A 19,091-nucleotide genomic window follows, 5' to 3' on the forward strand; every position below is an offset into this window, starting at 1 on the left:
GGTTCCCAATGCGTTGGGCAGATGCAAGGGCAGATGCACGTGCACGCGCCTGACCTGTCCGAACCCGTGCCGGTTCTTGGTCATTTCTTCCCGCGCGTATTTTCACAGCTTTCTGGAAGGCTTCTCATTTCCGTAATCGAATGAGTACGGGCTGAAGCGTTTTGGTGGCAGAATCCGGCACTTGGGGTCAGGGGGGGAGCCCCGATGCCAGGGAAGCGATGGGGAGGACCGGTCCAGTGGTGGCAGGCGAGTCGAGTGGATCTGTGGTGCGGCGCATCCTGCTGGGCTCGCAGCTCAGGCGGCTGCGCGACTCGCGCGGCATCACCCGTGAGGCGGCCGGCTACTCCATCCGGGCCTCCGAATCGAAGATCAGCCGCATGGAGTTGGGACGGGTGAGCTTCAAGGCCAGGGATGTCGAGGATCTGCTCACGCTCTACGGAGTCACGGACGAAGCGGAGCGCGACGCCCTGCTCGGCCTGGCCCGTGAAGCCAATGTGGCGGGCTGGTGGCACAGTTACGGCGATGTGCTGCCCGGCTGGTTCCAGACGTACATCGGGCTGGAGGGAGCGGCGTCGCTCATCCGGGTGTATGAAGTCCAGTTCGTCCACGGCCTGTTGCAGACCGAGGCGTACGCGCACGCGGTCGTCAGCCGGGGCATGGGCGCCGCGCCCGCCGTCGAGATCGACCGCCGGGTGGCGCTGCGACTGGAACGGCAGAAGGCCCTCGTCTCCGAACGCGCACCCCATCTGCACGCCGTACTGGACGAGGCGGCGCTGCGCCGGCCCTACGGCGACCGTGAAGTGATGCGCGGGCAATTGCGGCATCTGATCGAAATGTCGGAACAGTCCAACGTCACTCTCCAAGTGATGCCCTTCAGTTTTGGCGGGCATGCCGGTGAGAGCGGTTCTTTTACGATGTTGCGGTTCCCGGAATCCGACCTGTCGGACATTGTCTATTTGGAGCAGCTGACAAGTGCGCTCTATCTGGACAAGGCCGAAGAAGTCGCGCAGTACGAAAAGGCCATGGCGCGGCTCCACGAGGACAGCCCGGGGCCCGAGGAGAGCCGCGATCTGCTCCGTGGTCTACTCCAACTCACCTGATTCGTCAGTACGATGACGGCTCGACGGGAGTCTGCACCTGAATCAAGGGATCGGCATGTCCTTCTTCTACGAGCTGGCCGACCAATACATCGACGGTGAGTGGCGGACCGGAACCGGCTCGTGGGACATCATCGATTTCAACCCGTACAACGGGGAGAAACTCGCCGCGATCACCATAGCCACCGCGCAGGAGATCGACCTGGCCTACCGCGCCGCCGAGCGCGCCCAGCGGACCTGGGCCGCCACCGGAGCGTACGAGCGCCGCGAAATCCTGGAACGCGCACTGCGCATCACCGGGGAACTGCACGACGACATAGTCGACGCGATCATCGACGAACTCGGCGGCACCCGGGTCAAGGCGGAGTACGAGGTCCGGGTCGCCGAGGAATTCCTGCGCGAGGCGATCCGTCAGACGCTGCGTCCGCCGGGCAGTCTGCTGCCCGCCGCGGCGGACGGCAAGGAGAATCGCCTCTACCGGCTGCCCGTCGGCGTCATCGGAGTGATCAGCCCCTTCAACTTCCCGTTCCTGGTGGCGATGAAGTCCGTCGCACCGGCCCTCGCGCTCGGCAACGCGGTCGTCGTCAAGCCCAACCAGAACGCCCCGGTCGTCGGCGGCACGCTGATCGCGAAGATCTTCGCGGACGCCGGGCTGCCCGCCGGGCTGCTCAACATCGTGATCACCGATGTCGCCGAGATCGGGGACGCGTTCATCGAGCACCCCGTGCCCAAGGTGATCTCGTTCGCGGGCTCGGACCGGGTCGGCCGCCATGTCGGAGCCGTCGCGGCCGGGCACTTCAAGCGGACGATCCTCGAACTCAGCGGCAACAGCGCCCTGGTGGTGCTGGAGGACGCGGACATCGACTACGCGGTCGACGCCGCCGTGCACAGCCGCTTCGTCTACCAGGGGCAGGTCTGCATGGCCGCCAACCGGATCCTGGTGGACCGCCGCGTCGAGCGGGAGTTCACCGAGAGGTTCACCGCCAGGGTGGCCGCGCTGAGGACCGGTGACCCGCGCGAACCCGAGACCCGGATCGGCCCGGTCATCAACACCTTCCAGGCCGACGCCCTGACCGCCCTGGTCGACCAGGCGATCGCCGAAGGGGCCACCGCGCTCGTCCGGGGCCGGACCCGCGGCAACCTCGTGGAGCCGACCGTGCTCGCCGGGCTCCCCGACGACTCCCCGCTGCTGTCCCAGGAGATATTCGGCCCGGTGGCGCTGCTGATGACGTTCGACGGCGAGGACGAGGCCGTACGCATCGCCAACGACACCCCGTACGGGCTGAGCGGCGCCGTGCACACCCGCAGCACCGAACGCGGGGTGCGGTTCGCCCGGCGCGTGGTCAGCGGGATGTTCCACGTCAACGACTCGACCGTCCAGGACGATCCGCTGGTGGCGTTCGGCGGCGAGAAGTCCTCCGGGCTCGGCCGGCTGAACGGCGAGGCGACCGTCGAGGCCTTCACCACCCTGAAGTGGATCTCGATTCAGCACGGGCGGAGCCAGTTCCCCTTCTGATCACGTGAGTTGGGGCCTGATCCGGCGAGGTGGGGATCTGCTTCCGCGAGTCGTGGGCCTGATCCGGCGAGTTGGGGGCCTGGGTCGCGAGTTGAGGACCGTAGCTGACCGCAAGTGTCCGTAGCTTGGTCGGTGTCAGGAAGAACCGGCACGGATCATCAAGGCGGACACCATGGTCACTCACGTTCCCTCGGAAGCCCCCGGCGACGAGCGCGGCATGCTCCTCTCCTTCATCGAGGCCCAGCGCGGTGCGATCCGGCGCTCCCTGATCGGGCTGACCGAGGAGCAGGCGGCGAGCCGCCCCAGCGCCAGCGAACTCTCCCTCTCCGGGCTGCTCAAGCACGTGGCCGAGACCGAGCTGAACTGGCTGCGGATGGCCCAGCAGCAGCCGAACGAGTCCGTCCGCACCGCGGAGACCTGGGCGGACAGCTTCCGTCTCGTCGGCGACGAGACGGTGGAGCAGATGCTGAAGTTCTGGGACGGCGTCGTGGCCGAGGAGGCGGAGTTCATCCGCTCGGTGCCCAGCCTGGACGACACCTTCCCGCTGCCCGACATGCCCTGGTTCCCGAAGGACGGACGGGTCTCGATGCGCTGGCTGCTGGCCCACCTCGTGGAGGAGATCGCCCGGCACGCCGGGCACGCCGACATCATCCGGGAGTCCCTGGACGGCCGGACGGCGTTCGAGCTGGTCGCCCAGGCGGGGGGCTACGCTAATCAAAGTTGAGTAGAAGAGGTGCGTGAGATGTCCGCGATCCGGCTGCTGGTCCTCTGCGCCGTGCGCCAGCACGGCCGGGCGCACGGCTATCAGGTCCGCAACGACCTGGAGTACTGGGGTGCGCACGAGTGGTCCAACGCCAAGCCCGGCTCGGTCTATCACGCGCTGAAGCAGATGGCGAAGCAGGGACTGCTGCTCGCCCACGAGACCGCCCCGAGCACGGCGGGCGGCCCGCCCCGCACCGAGTACGAGATCACCGAGCAGGGCGACGAGGAGTACTTCGCGCTGCTGCGCGCGGCGCTGACCTCGTACGACCAGAAGCCGGACGTGCTGTCGGCGGGGCTCGGCGGCATCGTCGACCTGGAGCGGGCCGAGGCGGTCGAGCTGCTCAAGGAGCGGGTCGCCGGACTTGAGGCGTGGCGGGCCACGGTCACGGAGTACTACACGCCGGAGGCCGGGCCCGAGTCGATCGGCCACATCGGCGAGATCATGAACATGTGGGTCCACTCGGCGGACGCCGGGGCCGAGTGGACGCGTGGGCTGATCGCCCGCATCGAGGGCGGGGCGTACACCTTCGCGGGGGAGGGCGAGCCCTTCGTCGGGGTGCTCGCCGACGGGCAGGAGAACCCTTACGCGAAGGGGCACTGACTCCGCCCGGCGAGGGGCACCGACTCCGTTCAGTGGTGGAAGGACGTCGCCGTCTGCCGGTCGCGGCTCATCGGGTGCGGCTGGCGGCGCAGGTCGGCGAGGGCCAGCCTGATGTCCTCCAGCAGCAGCTCGGCGAGGTCCGAGGAGAAACCGTTGCGGCACACCACACGCAGCACCGCCAGGTCCTGCCGGTTGGCCGGGAAGGTGTACGCCGGCACCAGCCAGCCCTGCTCGCGCAGCCGCCGCGACACGTCGAAGACGTCGTACGCCTCCACCCCCGGCGCGGTCGTCAGCGCGAAGACGGGCAGCTGGTCGCCCCGGGTGAGGAGCCGGAAGTCGCCGATCGCCTCGATCCGCTCCGCGAGAGCGCATGCCACGTCCCGGGACGCCTGCTGGACGGCCCGGTAGCCCTCCCGGCCCAGTCGCAGGAAGGTGTAGTACTGCGCGACCACCTGCGCGCCGGGCCGGGAGAAGTTCAGCGCGAAGGTCGGCATGTCGCCGCCCAGGTAGTTGACCCGGAACACCAGCTCCTCCGGCAGCTCGGCGGGCGAACGCCACAGCACCCAGCCCACGCCCGGGTAGACCAGGCCGTACTTGTGCCCGGAGGTGTTGACGGAGGCCACCCTCGGCAGCCGGAAGTCCCACACCAGGTCCTCGTCCAGGAACGGCGCCACCATCGCCCCGGAGGCCCCGTCCACATGGACGGGGATGTCGAGACCGGTGCGTTCCTGGAGGGCGTCCAGCGCCGCGCACAGCTCCGCGATGGGCTCGTACGAGCCGTCGAAGGTGGAGCCGAGGATGCCGACGACGCCGATGGTGTTCTCGTCGCAGAGGTCGGCGGCGGCCTGCGGGTCGAGGTGGAAGCGGTCGCCCTCCATCGGGACCAGCCGCGGCTCGACCTCCCAGAAGTTGCAGAACTTGTCCCAGCAGACCTGCACATTGATGCCCATGACCAGGTTCGGCCGGGCGGCCGCCGGATAGCGGTCGGCGTTCCGGGCCGCCCAGCGGCGCTTGAGCGCCAGCCCGGCGAGCATGCAGGCCTCGCTGGAGCCGGTCGTCGAACAGCCCACGGCCGCCGAGGGGTCGGGGGCGTTCCAGAGGTCGGCGAGCATCGCCACACAGCGCCGCTCCAGCTCGGCCGTGCGCGGGTACTCGTCCTTGTCGATCATGTTCTTGTCGCGGCACTCGCCCATCAGGACCCCGGCCTGGGGCTCCATCCAGGTGGTGACGAAGGTGGCGAGGTTGAGCCGTGAGTTGCCGTCGAGCATCAGCTCGTCATGGACCAGGCCGTACGCGGTCGACGGCGGCATCGGCCCGTCGGGCAGCCGGTGCCGGGGCGGCGCCGACTCCATGCCGGCGACCGGGTCGGCCTCCCCGTAGAACGGGTTGAGGGCGAGCCTGCGGCGGGCTGCGGACGGTTCCGTGCTCTGGGAGGAGCCCTTGTGGAGAGGCATCGGATCAGCCCTTTCAGCTCTCGGCGGCGAGGCCGTCCTTGATGGCCCGGGTGAACTTGACGACCCGCTCGGCCTGGACCCGGGCGGCGGTCAGGGTCTGCTCGCCGACCGGGATGTCGCCCTGGCCGGCCACGTGTGAGGTGCCGTATGGATTGCCGTCGGCGAACTTCGACGGGTCCGTGTAGCCGGGGGCGACCAGGATGCCGCCGAAGTGGTGGATCGTGTTGTAGAGCGCGAGCAGCGTGGACTCCTGGCCGCCGTGGGCGGTGCTGGTGGAGGTGAAGCCGCTGTAGACCTTGTCCGCGAGTCGGCCCGCCTGCCAGAGACCGCCGAGGGTGTCGAGGAACTGCTTGAGCTGGGCGGTCACGTTGCCGAACCGGGTCGGCGAGCCGAGGATCACGGCGTCCGCCCAGATCATGTCGTCGGGCGAGGCCTCGGCGATGTCGGCGGTGGCCCTCGCGTTGGCCGCCCAGGCCGGGTTGGAGTCGATGGCTGCCTGCGGGGCGAGCTCACCGGCCTTGCGCAGCCGCACCTCGGCACCGGCCTTCTCGGCGTACTGCGCGATGGCCTTGGCGATCGTGGCGACGGTTCCGGTCGACGAGTAGTAGATGACGGCGACGTTGACGGGCGTGAGCATTGCGCGGACCTCCGGCAGGCTGACGGGACACAACCGTGCGGACCCCGAGGGGCGAATCGGCACGAATGCGACGATACGGAAGAGGTGGGCATCCGGCGCTTCGAGCGCGCCGGGCGGTCCGCCCCGCCCTCGGCTCACTTCAGCGGCGTACCGTCCTCGTGCAGCTGCATCTGCGGACGCCCGGTCACCAGCAGCCAGACGGGCAGCGAGGCGATGCACAGGAGTGGCAGCACGGCCGCGTCGCCGACCAGTACCGCGGCGGTGAACACGCTCAGCCAGCCCTGCCGGGTGATCGCCAGCAGCACCCCCAGCACCCCGCAGGTCACCGCGAGCGCCACCGGCACCGAGGTGACCAGGGCATGGGCGCAGAGCCCCAGCGCGACGCCCACGAAGACGGCGGGGAAGATCCGGCCGCCCCGGAAGCCGCAGCTCGCCGCGATCAGCAGCGCGGCCGCCTTCACCACGGCCATGACCGCGAACTGCCCGGCCGACCGGGCGCCCGGGTCGGCGGCGATCTCCTTCACCTCGTCGAGCCCCTTGAACAGGGTGAGATGGCCGCCCAGCGCACCCAGCAGACCAAGCAGCAGACCGCCCGCGGTCAGCGCCAGGACCGGGTGGTTAAGGGCCCGGAAGAGCCGGTGCGCGTACGGGAGCGCGTACACCGTCAGCATGCCGAGCACCGCTCCCGCCAGGGCGATGGCGACGGAGGAGAGCAGGTCGCCCGAGTGCGGCCGGTCGTAGGCCGGCAGCGCCAGGTCGAAGCTGGGGTGGGCCAGCAGTGTCATGGTGAGCGCGCCCGCGGTGCCGGCCGCGAGCGGCCCGAAGAGGCGGTCCCAGAGCGCACCCGGCTCGGCGCGCGAGGCGAGGGTCTCGGAGAGGATCAGCGCGGCGGCGACCGGGGTGCCGAAGAGCGCCCCGATGGTGCCGGCCGCGGCGAGTGAGAGCCAGAGCGCGACCGGTGTGCCGGGCGCGAAGTGGCGGCCGAGCCGGCAGGCCAGCGCGATGTTGGCGGCCGTGATCGGATTCTCCGGACCGAGGCTGACCCCGCCCGCCAGGGTGAGGACCGTGACGAGCAGCAGTCCCGGGACCACGCCCGGCGGCATCGGCGGATCGACCAGCCCGGTGGTCGCCGGGTCGGGGCCCGCGTGACCGGGCACCGCCCGGACGAGCAGCCCGACCGCCAGCCCGCTCGCGGTGAGCACCACGATCACCCAGAGCGCGGAGTAGCGGCCGACGGAGAGTGCGTCGGGGAGCGTCCCCCAGAGCACGCCCTGAAGCTTCTCCGCGAGCAGGCTGATGCCGAGCAGGACGAGGGCGCAGAGGGCCCCGACGGTCAGTGCGGGCACGATGACGGGCAGCAGCCGCTGTACGGGGGTGGGTCCGGCGGGAGCGGAGGAATCGGTGGCCACCGGCTCACCATAACGACGTAAAAGGCACATAACAGTCCCAATGGCGTCGAGGGCGGTGGCATTTCGGGCTTGCACCTCACGTCACGTCAGGACCCAGGCTCGGGACGTACCCGATCGGAGAAGGGAGCGGGGAGTCATGGAGTACCCCGTGGGACAGGTCGCCGGATTCGCCGGAGTCACGGTGCGCACCCTGCATCACTACGACGGCATCGGACTGCTCTCGCCCAGCGGGCGCAGCCGGGCCGGGCACCGCCGCTACGACGACGGTGATCTCGACCGGCTCCAGCAGATCCTGTTCTACCGGGAGCTCGGCTTCCCGCTCGACGAGATCGCGGTACTGCTCGACGATCCGGGAGCGGACCCGCAGGAGCATCTGCGGCGCCAGCACCGGCTGCTCTGCGACCGGATCGCCGAACTGCGAAAGATGGCCGACGCCGTCGAAACAGCCATGGAGGCACGGAAGATGGGCATCAACCTCACGCCCGAGGAGAAGTTCGAGGTCTTCGGGGGCAAGGACCCCGAGGAGCACGCCGAGGAGGCCGAACGCCGCTGGGGCGGCACCGACGCATACGCCGAGTCGCAGCGCCGGGCTGCCAGGTACACCAAGGACGACTGGAAACAGATGCAGGCGGAGGTCGCCGAATGGGGCGCCGCCTACGACGCGCTGATGGAGGCCGGGGAGCCGGCCACCGGTGAGCGGGCGATGGAGCTGGCCGAGGCCCACCGGCTCCACATGGGCAAGTGGTTCTACGAGTGCTCCGCCGAGATGCACCAGGCGCTCGGCGAGATGTACGTGTCCGACGAGCGGTTCCGCGCGTTCTACGACTCGATGCGGCCGGGCCTGGCCGAGCATCTGCGGGACGCGATCGAGGCCAACGCCCGACGTTCGGGGTGACCGCCACGGGGCGGGGCACCGGGTGGCCGGCGTGCCCGCCCCCGCCCCGCCCCCGTGGCCGCGACCGCTCAGCTCCGGCTGATCACGACCGCCGTTCCGTACGCGCACACCTCCGTGCCCACGTCGGCCGCCTCGGTCACGTCGAAGCGCATCATCAGCACCGCGTTGGCGCCCCGGGCCTTCGCCTGCTCGACGAGCCGCTCCATCGCCTGGTTCCGGGTCTCGACGAGGGTCTTGGTCAGCCCCTTCAGCTCGCCGCCGATCATGGACTTCAGCCCGGCGCCGATCTGGCTGCCCAGATGACGGGAGCGGACCGTGAGGCCGAACACCTCCCCGATCACCCGGGTCACCTGGAAGCCCGGCACGTCGTTCGTCGTGACGACCAGGACGTCCGACTGGTCCGTCTGTCCGCCGCCGTAATCCTCAATGCCCATCGTGTGGCACCTCCTGGGGACAGCTTTGTCCCGGTTGATCCGGAGTGCATCCCCGGCCGGTCCGGTGTGCGCCCTCGTGGGGGCCATCTGGAACCCGGGGGCGTCATCCTGCGTTGATAGCTTTGGGCGGCCACGCAGCCGCCATCGAACGATCCAGGAGCCCCGGACCCTTGAATACGCTTGCGCTCGGCCCGAGCTGGCTGGACCCGGACTATCTGATCAACACCTTCGGACTTCCCGGCGTACTCCTCATCGTCTTCGCCGAGTCCGGACTGCTGATCGGCTTCTTCCTCCCCGGCGACTCGCTCCTGTTCACCACGGGTCTGCTGGTGACCACCGGCCAGCTGAAGACCCCGATCTGGCTGGTCTGCCTGCTGGTGGCGCTGGCGGCGATCATCGGCGACCAGGTCGGCTATCTCTTCGGCCGCAAGGTCGGCCCCTCGCTCTTCAACCGCCCGGACTCCCGCCTCTTCAAGCAGGAGAACGTCGAGAAGGCGCACGACTTCTTCGAGAAGTACGGCCCGAAGTCGCTGATCCTGGCCCGCTTCGTGCCCGTGGTGCGTACGTTCACGCCGATCATCGCCGGTGTGAGCCGGATGAACTACCGCTCGTTCATCGTGTTCAACATCATCGGCGGAGTGCTCTGGGGCGTCGGCGTCACGCTGCTCGGCTCGGCCCTCGGCAAGATCGACTTCGTCCACGAGAACATCGAGGCGATGCTCATCCTGATCGTGCTCATCTCGGTGGTGCCGATCGCGATCGAGTTCCTGCGGGCCCGCTCCAAGTCGAAGAAGGAGGCGGAGTCCGGCGGCGGCGAGGGCCACGGTCCGTCCGCCGGGGGCGGCCCGTCCTCGGGCCAGCGCGGCCGGCACGCCAAGCGCTGACGTACGCCCCGAACGCCGCGGGGATCAGAAGCCGCGCGTCCGCTTGGCCGCGCGGCGGTTGGCCCCGCCGACCGCACCCGGCACGCGCATGAACAGCCGGGAGATCTCGCTCCCCAGGTTCACCCCGATCGCGATGGCCAGCGCCGTGGCCACCGCGGTCGACAGCGAGGCCAGCCCGGCGTTCACCCGCCCCTGCGCCACGGCCAGTAGACCGAAGTACGTGGCCGAACCGGGCAGCAGCGGGCCGATCGCCGCCGTGATGAACGGCAGCGACGAGGTGTACCGGTAGCGCGAGAACAACTGCCCGAACAGCCCCACCAGACCGGCCGCCGTCGCCGTCGCCGCCACCGGCGAGATGTTGCCGGTGCGGGCCATCGCCCCGTAGATCACCCAGGCCACACCGCCGTTGAGGGTCACCGCCAGCACTGTGGACCGGTCCTGCTGGAGCAGGATCGCGAAGGCGAAACAGAGCGCCATCGACGCCAGGATCTGCACCACCGGCCGGTCGGGGGCGATGAACCTGGCCTCGGGGTTCAGCTGGGCACCCAGCTGGAGCCCCAGATACAGCACCAGCAGCACACCGACGACGATGCCGATGAACAAGTACATGACTTCGAGCAGCCGCGCGGCCGCGGTGATGTAGAAACCGGTCAGCCCGTCCTGCACCCCAGCCACCAGGGCCCGCCCCGGCAGCAGCGCGAACAGCCCGCCGGTGATGACCGCGGACGGCTGCAGGTCCGACCAGTGGGTGAGGGTCAGCGCCACCCCCAGCGCGGCCGGCGGCATCGCCGCGGCCACGAACTGGTAGAACTCCGGCAGCCCCCGCCCGGCGCAGAGCCAGGCGAGCCGGTCGCCGAGCATCGCGCCGACCGCCGCCACCAGGAACACCAGCGGACCGCCGCCGAGCAGCACCGACGCCGCCCCCGCGAGTCCGCCGGCGGCCAGCGTCAGCACCCACCCGGAGTACGGATGCCGGTTGCGCCGGATCTCCGCCAGCCGCCGGTAGGCCTCCTCCAGCGAGACGTCGACGTCCTCGGTGGTGATGTCGTCGATCAGCCGGAAGACAGCGGCCAGCCGGGTGTAGTCGGTGGCACGGCGGCGTACGGTACGGCTCGCCGTCACCGGGTCGTCGACCAGCGACGGCTGGTGCGAGATCGACAACAGGGTGAAGGTGACCGTGGGCTCGCAGCGGTCCAGGCCGTAGCTGCGCGTCACCGCGAACATGGCCGCCTCGACGTCCTCGGCGCCCTCGCCGCCGGCCAGCAGCAGCTCCCCGATGCGCAGCGTCAGGTCGAGCACCCGCGGCACAGCGGGACCCGTCTCGTCGGCCTTCTGCACCGTCTCGGGCGCCGGGCGCTCGGCGACCGGCATCCGCAGCATCGTGCGCATCCGGTCCTGCCAGGGGGCCTCCTTGGTCAGCCGGATCATCGGGCTGCCGTGGGCCGGGGTGAAGGCGGGGGGCGAGTGCTGGGCGCTGTAGGTGCGCGGCGGGGCGAAGGCCGAACCGGTCGTCTCCGAACCCGAACCGGACGCCGGGGTGGAGGCCGAAGCGGAGCCTGTTCCCGGTCCCTGGGGCTCGGCCGTCAGACCGGCCGGAACGGCGAACTCCGATGTCGGGTGGTCGTCGTCGGGCGCGGACGCGCGCCGGTCCACCCCGGCCGGCGGGGCGAAGGCGCTGCGCGCCTCGTCGGACTGGGGCTTCTGGTCCTCCGGACCGCCCTGTTCCGCCACCACTCGACCTCGCTCCCCTCGGCTGCGCGCCATCGTCCGTACCTGTGCCCAGTATGGCCACGGGACGGGGCGCGGACGCCAGGAGGGCGGCACACGGAGCGGGCGGACACGCGGAACGGGCGGCACTCCGTCGTGAGGAGTACCGCCCGTTCCCGGCACGGAACCGCGAAAACGGAACCGTGTCACGTACCTCGGCCGGAATCCGGCCCGGACGCTCGGGTCAGTGCGCGCCGCCCTGCGCCTCGAGGCGCTTGTAGGAGGCCTCGATCTCGGCCTCGGCCTCGGCGCGGCCGACCCAGTCGGCGCCCTCGACCGACTTGCCCGGCTCCAGGTCCTTGTAGACCTCGAAGAAGTGCTGGATCTCCAGGCGGTCGAACTCCGACACGTGGTGGATGTCGCGCAGGTGCTCCACCCGGGGGTCGGAGGCCGGCACGCACAGCAGCTTGTCGTCGCCGCCGGCCTCGTCCGTCATCCGGAACATGCCGATGGCGCGGCACTTGATGAGACAGCCGGGGAAGGTCGGCTCCTCCAGGATGACCAGCGCGTCCAGCGGGTCGCCGTCCTCGCCGAGGGTGTTCTCGACGAAGCCGTAGTCCGCCGGGTAGCTGGTCGAGGTGAAGAGTCGACGGTCCAGGCGGATCCGACCGGTCTCGTGGTCCACCTCGTACTTGTTCCGCGAACCCTTCGGGATCTCGATAACGACGTCGAACTCCACGGGTGGCTCCTCCATGATCAACACATACGACTGGTGATTAAGTGTCCCCCACGCAGATGTGTGCTCGCGAAAGGGGCTGGTCAACGGTGGACGAGCCGGTGAAAAGACCGTCGGTCAACCCGCTGGACAAGCTGAGCAGGCTCCCCCTCCGGGCCGCCGTGAGCAGGCTGAAGGGACTGAACGACCGGCAGTTCACCGCCGTCTCCGCCGGCCTCGGCCTGGCGCTCGCAGCCGGCGCCGTCCTTGCCGCCGGCCCCTGGGACTCGGGTCAGCGTAAGGCCGAGATCGACCTGGCCGCCGCCCGGAACCGTACAGGTGGCGCACATCACGAGCCCGCCGCACCGTCCGGACCGGCCCCCGCACCCAGCGCCCCGGCCGTCCTGGCGGCGCTCTCCGCCGCCGTCGACAACTCCGCCCCGGACGCCCGCACCGCTCCGAACGGCGCAGCCGCCGCCCTCCGCGCCGCCCTCGGCCCGCTGCTGAAGGACCCCGCCCTGGGCGACCGGCGCGCCGCCGTCGTCATCGACACCGCCAGCGGCGAGCGGCTGTACGGCCAGGGCGCCGGCACCCCCATGACGCCCGCCTCCACCGTCAAGATCGCCACCGCGGTCGCCGCCCTGAGTGCACTCGGCCCCGACCACCGCATCGCCACCGAGGTCCGGGCGTCCGCCGATCTGAGAAGCCTCACCCTGGTCGGCGGCGGCGATCCCACCCTCGACAAGGCGGCCCTGCGCGGGCTGGCCACCGACACCGCCCGCGCACTGAAGGACCGCGGCGTCGACAGGGCCCGCCTCACGTACGACACCTCCCGCTACTCCGGGCCCGCCCGGCACCCGATCGGCCCCAACGAGAACATCGCGCCCGTCAGCGCCCTGATGACCGACGAGGGCAGGCTCGACAGCACCGACAGCGGACCCGCCCCGCGCAGCGACGACCCGGCCGCGGACACCGCCCGTACCTTCGCCAAGCTCCTCGACGACGCCGGGATCGCCACCGCGGCGCAGCCGAAGCGCGGCCGCCCGGCCGCCGGGTCCCGGAAGGTCGCCGAACACCGCTCCGTCCCGCTCTCCGCCCTGGTCGAACGGGCCCTGACCAACAGCGACAACGACATCGCCGAGGCACTCGCCAGGCAGACCGCCCTCGCCGCGGGCGAACCGGCCGACTTCGCGGGCGGCCGGCGGGCCGTCACCGCACAGCTCAGGAAGCTCCGCCTGCCGCTGACCGGTGCGGACCTCGCCGACGGCAGCGGACTGAACCGCAAGGACAAGGTCACCGCCGGACTGCTGGCCGGCCTCCTCGCCCGCGCGGCCGACCCGGACCACCCCGAACTGCGCCCGGTCCTCACCGGCCTCCCGGTGGCCGGATTCAGCGGCACGCTCAGCGACCGCTTCGCCGGGAAGTCCGGGGGCACCGGCCTGATCCGCGCCAAGACCGGCACCCTCACCGGCGTGAACACCCTCGCGGGAACGGTCGTCGACCGGCAGGGCCGGCTGCTCGCCTTCGCCTTCCTGGCATCCGGCACCACCTCCCCCTCCGACGCCCAGTCCGCCCTCGACGCTCTCGCCACCGCCCTCGCCTCCCGCCCCCATTGAGCCGGTCAACACCCCGCCGCGGACGGACCCGAGCACGTACGGTTGGCCCATGACGAGCATCGGTGGTGCAGAGATGGTCGACTGGAATCTCGCGGTCGCGACCGCGACCCGACTTGTCCGGCCGGGGCCGGAGATCAGCCGCGAGGAGGCCCGCGAGGTCGTCGCGGAGCTGCGCCGGCATGCCAAGGCCGCGGAGGAACACGTCCGTTCCTTCACCCGGATGATCCCGGAGGGGACCGAACCCGAGGACACCCCGGTCCTGGTCGTGGACCGGGCCGGCTGGATCAAGGCCAATGCCGCGGGCTTCCGCGAGCTGCTCCGCCCGCTGCTCGGGAAGATGCAGGACCGCCGCGCGGGCGGCCCCGGCGGCGCGGTGCTCGGCGCCGTCGGCGGCAAGGTCACCGGCGTCGAGGTCGGCATGCTGCTGTCGTTCCTGGCCTCCCGGGTCCTCGGCCAGTACGAGACGTTCGCCCCGGCCACCCGAGAGCTCCCGGCCTCGGCCGACGGCGGCGGCAGGCTGCTGCTCGTCGCCCCGAACATCGTCCACGTCGAGCGTGAACTGGAGGTCGACCCGCACGACTTCCGGCTCTGGGTCGCGCTCCATGAGGAGACCCACCGCACCCAGTTCACCGCGGTGCCCTGGCTCCGCGACCATCTGCAGGGCGAGATCCAGTCATTCCTCGACGAGACCGACATCGACCCGATGACCGTGCTGGAACGGCTCCGCGAGGCCGCCCAGTCCCTGGCCGGGGGGCGCCCCGAGGGCGAGGACGGCGAGGACGGCGGCCGCAGCCTGGTCGAACTCGTCCAGACGCCCTCCCAGCGAGAGATCCTCGGCCGGCTCACCGCCGTGATGTCCCTGCTCGAAGGCCATGCCGACTACGTGATGGACGGCGTCGGCCCCGAGGTGGTCTCCTCCGTCGGCGAGATCCGGGAGAAGTTCCAGCAGCGCCGGGCGCGCGGCGCCGGCCGCCTCGACCAGGCGCTGCGCAAGCTCCTCGGCCTCGACGCCAAGCTGCGCCAGTACCGCGACGGCGAACGGTTCGTCCGAGCCGTGGTCGACGAGGTCGGCATGGACGGCTTCAACCGGGTCTGGACCTCGCCGAACACCCTGCCCACCAAGGCGGAGATCGCGAAGCCTGCCGACTGGATCGCGAGGGTGCACCGTAAGGCAGAGTCCTGATCATGGCCGGTCCGACGGCGGACGGCAGGATGAGAACGCGCCGGTAATCACCCATCCGAGGGACCGTAGGGGCATGGGAAGGCGTGCAATGCTCGGTGGACGGCTTGCCTCTGTCACCATCGACGCACTCTGAGTGACGGCACTCTTTTTTCGTCCGCCACTTCGAGGCACCTCACCGAACTCCACGAAGGGCACCGGACATGGGTCCCCATCCTGCGGTCGCGGCGATACGCCTGGCGGTCCGCCGCGTACTCCACGACGTACTCACCGAGCACATCCGAAGCGCCGACCTCACCCGGCGCACCCCGCACCCCGAGCTCGCCGAAGCCGGTGCGGGCAGGCAGCGCGCCGCACTCCCCGAGCGTCCCGACACCCCGCTGGTGCTGGTGGCGTGCTCCGGCGGCGCCGACTCCATGGCCCTCGCCTCGGCCCTCGCCTTCGAGGCCCCCAAACTCGCCGTCCGGGCCGGCGGAATCACCGTCGACCACGGCCTCCAGGACGGCTCCGACACCCGGGCCGCCGAGGTCGTCGACCGCCTCACCGCGATGCACCTCGACCCGGTCGAGTCCGTCGCCGTGCGGGTCGGCCACGACGGCGGCCCCGAGGCCGCGGCCCGGGACGCCCGCTACGCCGCCCTGGACGCGGCGGCCGAGCGGCACGGCGCCGCCGCCGTCCTGCTCGGGCACACCCGTGACGACCAGGCGGAGACGGTGCTGCTCGGCCTCGCCCGCGGCTCCGGCATCCGCTCGCTCTCCGGCATGGCCGCCGCGTCCGGGCCGGCCGGCCGCTACCGCCGCCCCTTCCTCCAGCTCGACCGGCAGACCGCCCGCAAGGCCTGCCTCGTCCAGTCCCTGCCCGTCTGGGACGACCCGCACAACATCGACCCCGCCTACACCCGCTCCCGGCTGCGCCACGAGGGCCTGCCCGCCCTGGAGAAGGCGCTGGGCAAAGGGGTCGTCGAGGCCCTGGCCCGTACCGCGCAGCTCTCCCGCGACGATGCCGACGCGCTGGACACCTGGGCCGCCGAGGCCGACCGCGCCGCACGGGACGACGCGGGCCGTCTGGAGTGCGCCAAGCTGTACGCGCTGCCGCCCGCCGTACGCCGCCGGGTCCTGCGCCGGGCCGCCATGGAGGCCGGTTCCCCGGCCGGTTCGCTCTTCGCCCGGCACATCGAGGAAGTCGACCGTCTGATCACCGGCTGGCGCGGCCAGCGGGCCATCAACCTGCCCGGCCGGGTCGAAGCCATGCGGCAGGGTGGCAGACTGGTCATTCGGCAGAGCTGAAGCACAAGCGGCTGACACGCAGGCGAGCGGCCGAGCAGGTGCGGGGCAACACCCCGGACCCGGCAGGCAGAGAAAGAGACGCGGGTGAACGAGAAGGACATGGGCACCGACCTTCAGTCGGTGCTCCTCACCAAGGAAGAGATCGACGCGAAGCTCGTCGAGCTGGCCGCGAAGATCGACGCGGAGTACGCGGGCAAGGACCTGCTCATCGTCGGCGTCCTCAAGGGCGCAGTGATGGTGATGGCGGACCTGGCGCGCGCGCTGTCCACCCCCGTCACCATGGACTGGATGGCCGTCTCGTCGTACGGCGCCGGCACCCAGTCCTCCGGAGTGGTCCGGATCCTGAAGGACCTGGACACCGACATCAAGGGCAAGCACGTCCTGATCGTCGAGGACATCATCGACTCGGGTCTGACCCTGTCGTGGCTGATGTCGAACCTCGGCTCGCGCGAGCCCGCCTCCCTGGAGATCTGCACCCTCCTGCGCAAGCCGGACGCGGCCAAGGTCGCGCTCGACTGCAAGTGGGTCGGTTTCGACATTCCCAACGAATTCGTCGTCGGCTACGGACTCGACTACGCCGAGAAGTACCGCAACCTCCCCTTCGTCGGCACGCTCGCCCCGCACGTCTACGGCGGCTGACCTCCGCCCGGGGCCCTACGCCCGGACCTGGCGGTGCCCGGAGGGACCGGAGCCGGCGGCGGGGAACCTTTCAAGGGATTCCCGCCGTTGAGCATTCGAAGGCAGGTTTTGACAGACGTCCCCGGCGGTCGCGGGTGACAATGCTGGGGTACCGTCCGAAGAACAGTCTTTTCTCACAGCAGCATTTACCTACGGGCAGGAGGGACGGGGCGTTTTCGCCCCGTATGGATGGACGTGAAGCGATACTTCCGTGGGCCGGTCATGTGGATCGTGCTGGCCGTCCTCGCCGTGGTCGTGTTGATGACAGTCGTCGGCTCGTCGGGCGGCTACAAATCGGTGGACACCGGCAAGGTGATCCAGGCGATCAGCAAGGACCAGGTGGCGCAGGCCAAGCTGACCACCGGTGACGAACAGATCATCAAGATCGAGTTGAAGAAGGGCCAGGAGCTTTCGGGCGAGTCCGGGACCAAGTTCCAGGCGAGCTACATCGGCGACCAGGGCGTTCAGCTGGCCGACTCGCTGCAGAAGAAGTTCGAGAGCGGCGCGATCGACAAGGGCTACACGGTCTCGCCGTCGAAGCAGTCCCCGTTCATCTCGATCCTCCTCTCGCTGCTGCCCTTCGTCCTGATCGTCGTCGTCTTCCTGTTCCTGATGAATCAGATGCAGGGCGGCGGCTCCCGGGTCATGCAGTTCGGGAAGTCCAAGGCCAAGCTGATCACCAAGGACACCCCGAAGACGACGTTCGCCGATGTGGCGGGGTCGGACGAGGCCGTCGAGGAGCTCCAGGAGATCAAGGAGTTCCTCCAGGAGCCGGCGAAGTTCCAGGCCGTCGGCGCGAAGATCCCCAAGGGTGTCCTGCTGTACGGGCCTCCCGGTACGGGCAAGACGCTGCTCGCACGCGCCGTCGCCGGCGAGGCGGGCGTCCCGTTCTACTCGATCTCCGGTTCCGACTTCGTCGAGATGTTCGTCGGTGTCGGTGCCAGCCGGGTCCGTGACCTCTTCGAGCAGGCCAAGGCGAACGCCCCGGCGATCGTCTTCGTCGACGAGATCGACGCCGTCGGCCGGCACCGTGGTGCCGGAATGGGCGGCGGACACGACGAGCGCGAGCAGACGCTGAACCAGCTGCTCGTCGAGATGGACGGCTTCGACGTGAAGGGCGGCGTCATCCTGATCGCCGCCACGAACCGGCCGGACATCCTCGACCCGGCGCTGCTGCGCCCGGGCCGTTTCGACCGGCAGATCGCGGTCGACCGGCCGGACATGCAGGGCCGGCTGGAGATCCTCAAGGTGCACCAGAAGGGCAAGCCGGTCGCGAAGGACGTCGACCTCGGCGCCGTCGCCCGTCGTACGCCCGGCTTCACCGGTGCCGACCTGTCGAACGTGCTGAACGAAGCGGCGCTCCTCACGGCGCGCGCCGATCTGAAGCTGATCGACAACAAGATGCTCGACGAGGCCATCGACCGCGTCGTGGCGGGCCCGCAGAAGCGGACCCGGATCATGTCCGAGAAGGAGAAGAAGATCACCGCGTACCACGAGGGCGGACACGCCCTGGTCGCGGCGGCTTCCCCCCAGGCGGACCCGGTCCACAAGATCACGATCCTCTCCCGCGGCCGCGCCCTCGGTTACACGATGGTGCTCCCGGAGGAGGACAAGTACTCCACGACGCGCAACGAGATGCTCGACCAGCTGGCCTACATGCTGGGCGGGCGCGCGGCCGAGGAGCTGGTCTTCCACGACCCGACCACCGGCGCCGCCAATGACATCGAGAAGGCCACGGCAACGGCCCGCGCGATGGTCACGCAGTACGGCATGACGGAGCGGCTCGGCGCGATCAAGTTCGGCGGCGACAACACCGAGCCCTTCGTGGGCCGGGAGATGGGCCACCAGCGCGACTACTCGGAAGAGGTCGCGGCCCTCGTCGACGAGGAGGTCAAGAAGCTCATCGAGACCGCCCACAACGATGCGTGGGAGATCCTCGTCGAGAACCGCGACGTGCTGGACGCCCTGGTTCTCCAGCTCCTCGAGAAGGAGACGCTCGGCAAGGAGGAGATCGCCGAGATCTTCGCCCCGATCGTGAAGCGCCCGTCCCGTCCGGCATGGACCGGTTCCGCCCGACGCACCCCGTCGACGCGGCCGCCGGTGCTCTCGCCGAAGGAGCTCGCCCTCACCAACGGCGCCACCACGGCGAACGGCTCGGCCGTCCCCACGGACACCGTCCCGGCCACCGAGGCAGTCCCGGAGGACCGGCCCGAGAGCTGA

Annotated in this window: 17 protein-coding genes; 11 read left to right on the forward strand and 6 right to left on the reverse strand. The window is 70.3% G+C overall.

What is annotated here, in order from left to right; translation table 11 throughout:
- Positions 1–218 precede the first annotated feature (218 nt).
- The 4 genes from OHA19_RS22370 to OHA19_RS22385 all read left to right on the forward strand — a co-directional run bounded on the left by OHA19_RS22370 (position 219) and on the right by OHA19_RS22385 (position 3,976).
- The gene (locus OHA19_RS22370) at positions 219–1,100 is read left to right on the forward strand and encodes a helix-turn-helix domain-containing protein (RefSeq protein ID WP_405721599.1); all 882 of its coding nucleotides are present in this window, start codon (positions 219–221) and stop codon (positions 1,098–1,100) included.
- A gap of 55 nt (positions 1,101–1,155) precedes the next feature.
- A complete protein-coding gene (locus OHA19_RS22375) occupies positions 1,156–2,613 on the forward strand; it encodes an aldehyde dehydrogenase family protein (protein WP_405714000.1) in 1,458 nt (485 codons plus the stop codon).
- 172 nt (positions 2,614–2,785) lie between these two features.
- Entirely contained in the window at positions 2,786–3,337 is a 552-nt protein-coding gene (locus OHA19_RS22380; RefSeq protein ID WP_405713999.1) for a DinB family protein, read from the forward strand.
- Positions 3,338–3,355: 18 nt separating this feature from the next.
- Complete coding sequence (locus tag OHA19_RS22385) at positions 3,356–3,976, forward strand: PadR family transcriptional regulator (protein ID WP_405713997.1); 621 nt, start codon at positions 3,356–3,358, stop codon at positions 3,974–3,976.
- A 29-nt stretch (positions 3,977–4,005) separates the two neighbouring features.
- Here OHA19_RS22385 and OHA19_RS22390 read toward each other — a convergent pair whose 3' ends face one another.
- The 3 genes from OHA19_RS22390 to OHA19_RS22400 all read right to left on the reverse strand — a co-directional run bounded on the left by OHA19_RS22390 (position 4,006) and on the right by OHA19_RS22400 (position 7,476).
- Positions 4,006–5,430 carry a glutamate decarboxylase gene (locus tag OHA19_RS22390; RefSeq protein WP_405713996.1) on the reverse strand — a complete coding sequence of 475 codons (1,425 nt, stop codon included), beginning with the start codon at positions 5,428–5,430 and terminating at the stop codon, positions 4,006–4,008.
- A 13-nt stretch (positions 5,431–5,443) separates the two neighbouring features.
- Positions 5,444–6,067: an NAD(P)H:quinone oxidoreductase gene (wrbA, locus tag OHA19_RS22395; protein ID WP_405713994.1), complete on the reverse strand. Its 624-nt coding sequence runs from the start codon at positions 6,065–6,067 to the stop codon at positions 5,444–5,446.
- A gap of 134 nt (positions 6,068–6,201) precedes the next feature.
- Complete coding sequence (locus OHA19_RS22400; protein WP_405713992.1) at positions 6,202–7,476, reverse strand: ion channel protein; 1,275 nt, start codon at positions 7,474–7,476, stop codon at positions 6,202–6,204.
- A 136-nt stretch (positions 7,477–7,612) separates the two neighbouring features.
- Here OHA19_RS22400 and OHA19_RS22405 point away from each other — a divergent pair, with 136 nt between their 5' ends.
- Positions 7,613–8,371, forward strand: coding sequence for a MerR family transcriptional regulator (locus OHA19_RS22405; RefSeq protein WP_405713991.1), 759 nt, complete (start codon positions 7,613–7,615; stop codon positions 8,369–8,371).
- A 68-nt stretch (positions 8,372–8,439) separates the two neighbouring features.
- On the opposite strand, the gene OHA19_RS22410 is transcribed toward OHA19_RS22405, so the two are convergent.
- Positions 8,440–8,805 carry a YbjQ family protein gene (locus OHA19_RS22410; RefSeq protein WP_405713989.1) on the reverse strand — a complete coding sequence of 122 codons (366 nt, stop codon included), beginning with the start codon at positions 8,803–8,805 and terminating at the stop codon, positions 8,440–8,442.
- A 170-nt stretch (positions 8,806–8,975) separates the two neighbouring features.
- Between OHA19_RS22410 and OHA19_RS22415 the strand changes: the two genes are divergently transcribed.
- Positions 8,976–9,689 carry a DedA family protein gene (locus OHA19_RS22415; RefSeq protein WP_405713987.1) on the forward strand — a complete coding sequence of 238 codons (714 nt, stop codon included), beginning with the start codon at positions 8,976–8,978 and terminating at the stop codon, positions 9,687–9,689.
- 24 nt (positions 9,690–9,713) lie between these two features.
- Here OHA19_RS22415 and OHA19_RS22420 read toward each other — a convergent pair whose 3' ends face one another.
- A complete protein-coding gene (locus tag OHA19_RS22420; RefSeq protein ID WP_405713985.1) occupies positions 9,714–11,423 on the reverse strand; it encodes a threonine/serine exporter family protein in 1,710 nt (569 codons plus the stop codon).
- Positions 11,424–11,640: 217 nt separating this feature from the next.
- Complete coding sequence (locus OHA19_RS22425; RefSeq protein ID WP_031090989.1) at positions 11,641–12,135, reverse strand: inorganic diphosphatase; 495 nt, start codon at positions 12,133–12,135, stop codon at positions 11,641–11,643.
- A gap of 56 nt (positions 12,136–12,191) precedes the next feature.
- On the opposite strand from OHA19_RS22425, the gene dacB reads away from it, so the two are divergent.
- The 5 genes from dacB (at position 12,192) to ftsH (ending at position 19,091) form a co-directional block, all read left to right on the forward strand.
- Positions 12,192–13,727, forward strand: coding sequence for a D-alanyl-D-alanine carboxypeptidase/D-alanyl-D-alanine-endopeptidase (gene dacB / locus OHA19_RS22430; RefSeq protein WP_405713982.1), 1,536 nt, complete (start codon positions 12,192–12,194; stop codon positions 13,725–13,727).
- Between the two features lie 49 nt (positions 13,728–13,776).
- Positions 13,777–14,910 carry a zinc-dependent metalloprotease gene (locus OHA19_RS22435; protein WP_405713980.1) on the forward strand — a complete coding sequence of 378 codons (1,134 nt, stop codon included), beginning with the start codon at positions 13,777–13,779 and terminating at the stop codon, positions 14,908–14,910.
- Between the two features lie 200 nt (positions 14,911–15,110).
- Positions 15,111–16,193, forward strand: coding sequence for a tRNA lysidine(34) synthetase TilS (gene tilS / locus OHA19_RS22440; protein WP_405713978.1), 1,083 nt, complete (start codon positions 15,111–15,113; stop codon positions 16,191–16,193).
- Positions 16,194–16,292: 99 nt separating this feature from the next.
- A complete protein-coding gene (gene hpt / locus OHA19_RS22445) occupies positions 16,293–16,832 on the forward strand; it encodes a hypoxanthine phosphoribosyltransferase (protein WP_072487175.1) in 540 nt (179 codons plus the stop codon).
- Between the two features lie 228 nt (positions 16,833–17,060).
- The gene (ftsH, locus tag OHA19_RS22450; protein ID WP_405751292.1) at positions 17,061–19,091 is read left to right on the forward strand and encodes an ATP-dependent zinc metalloprotease FtsH; all 2,031 of its coding nucleotides are present in this window, start codon (positions 17,061–17,063) and stop codon (positions 19,089–19,091) included.

Source organism: Streptomyces sp. NBC_00012, from assembly GCF_045040875.1.
In the GTDB taxonomy this organism is placed as follows: Bacteria; Actinomycetota; Actinomycetes; order Streptomycetales; family Streptomycetaceae; genus Streptomyces.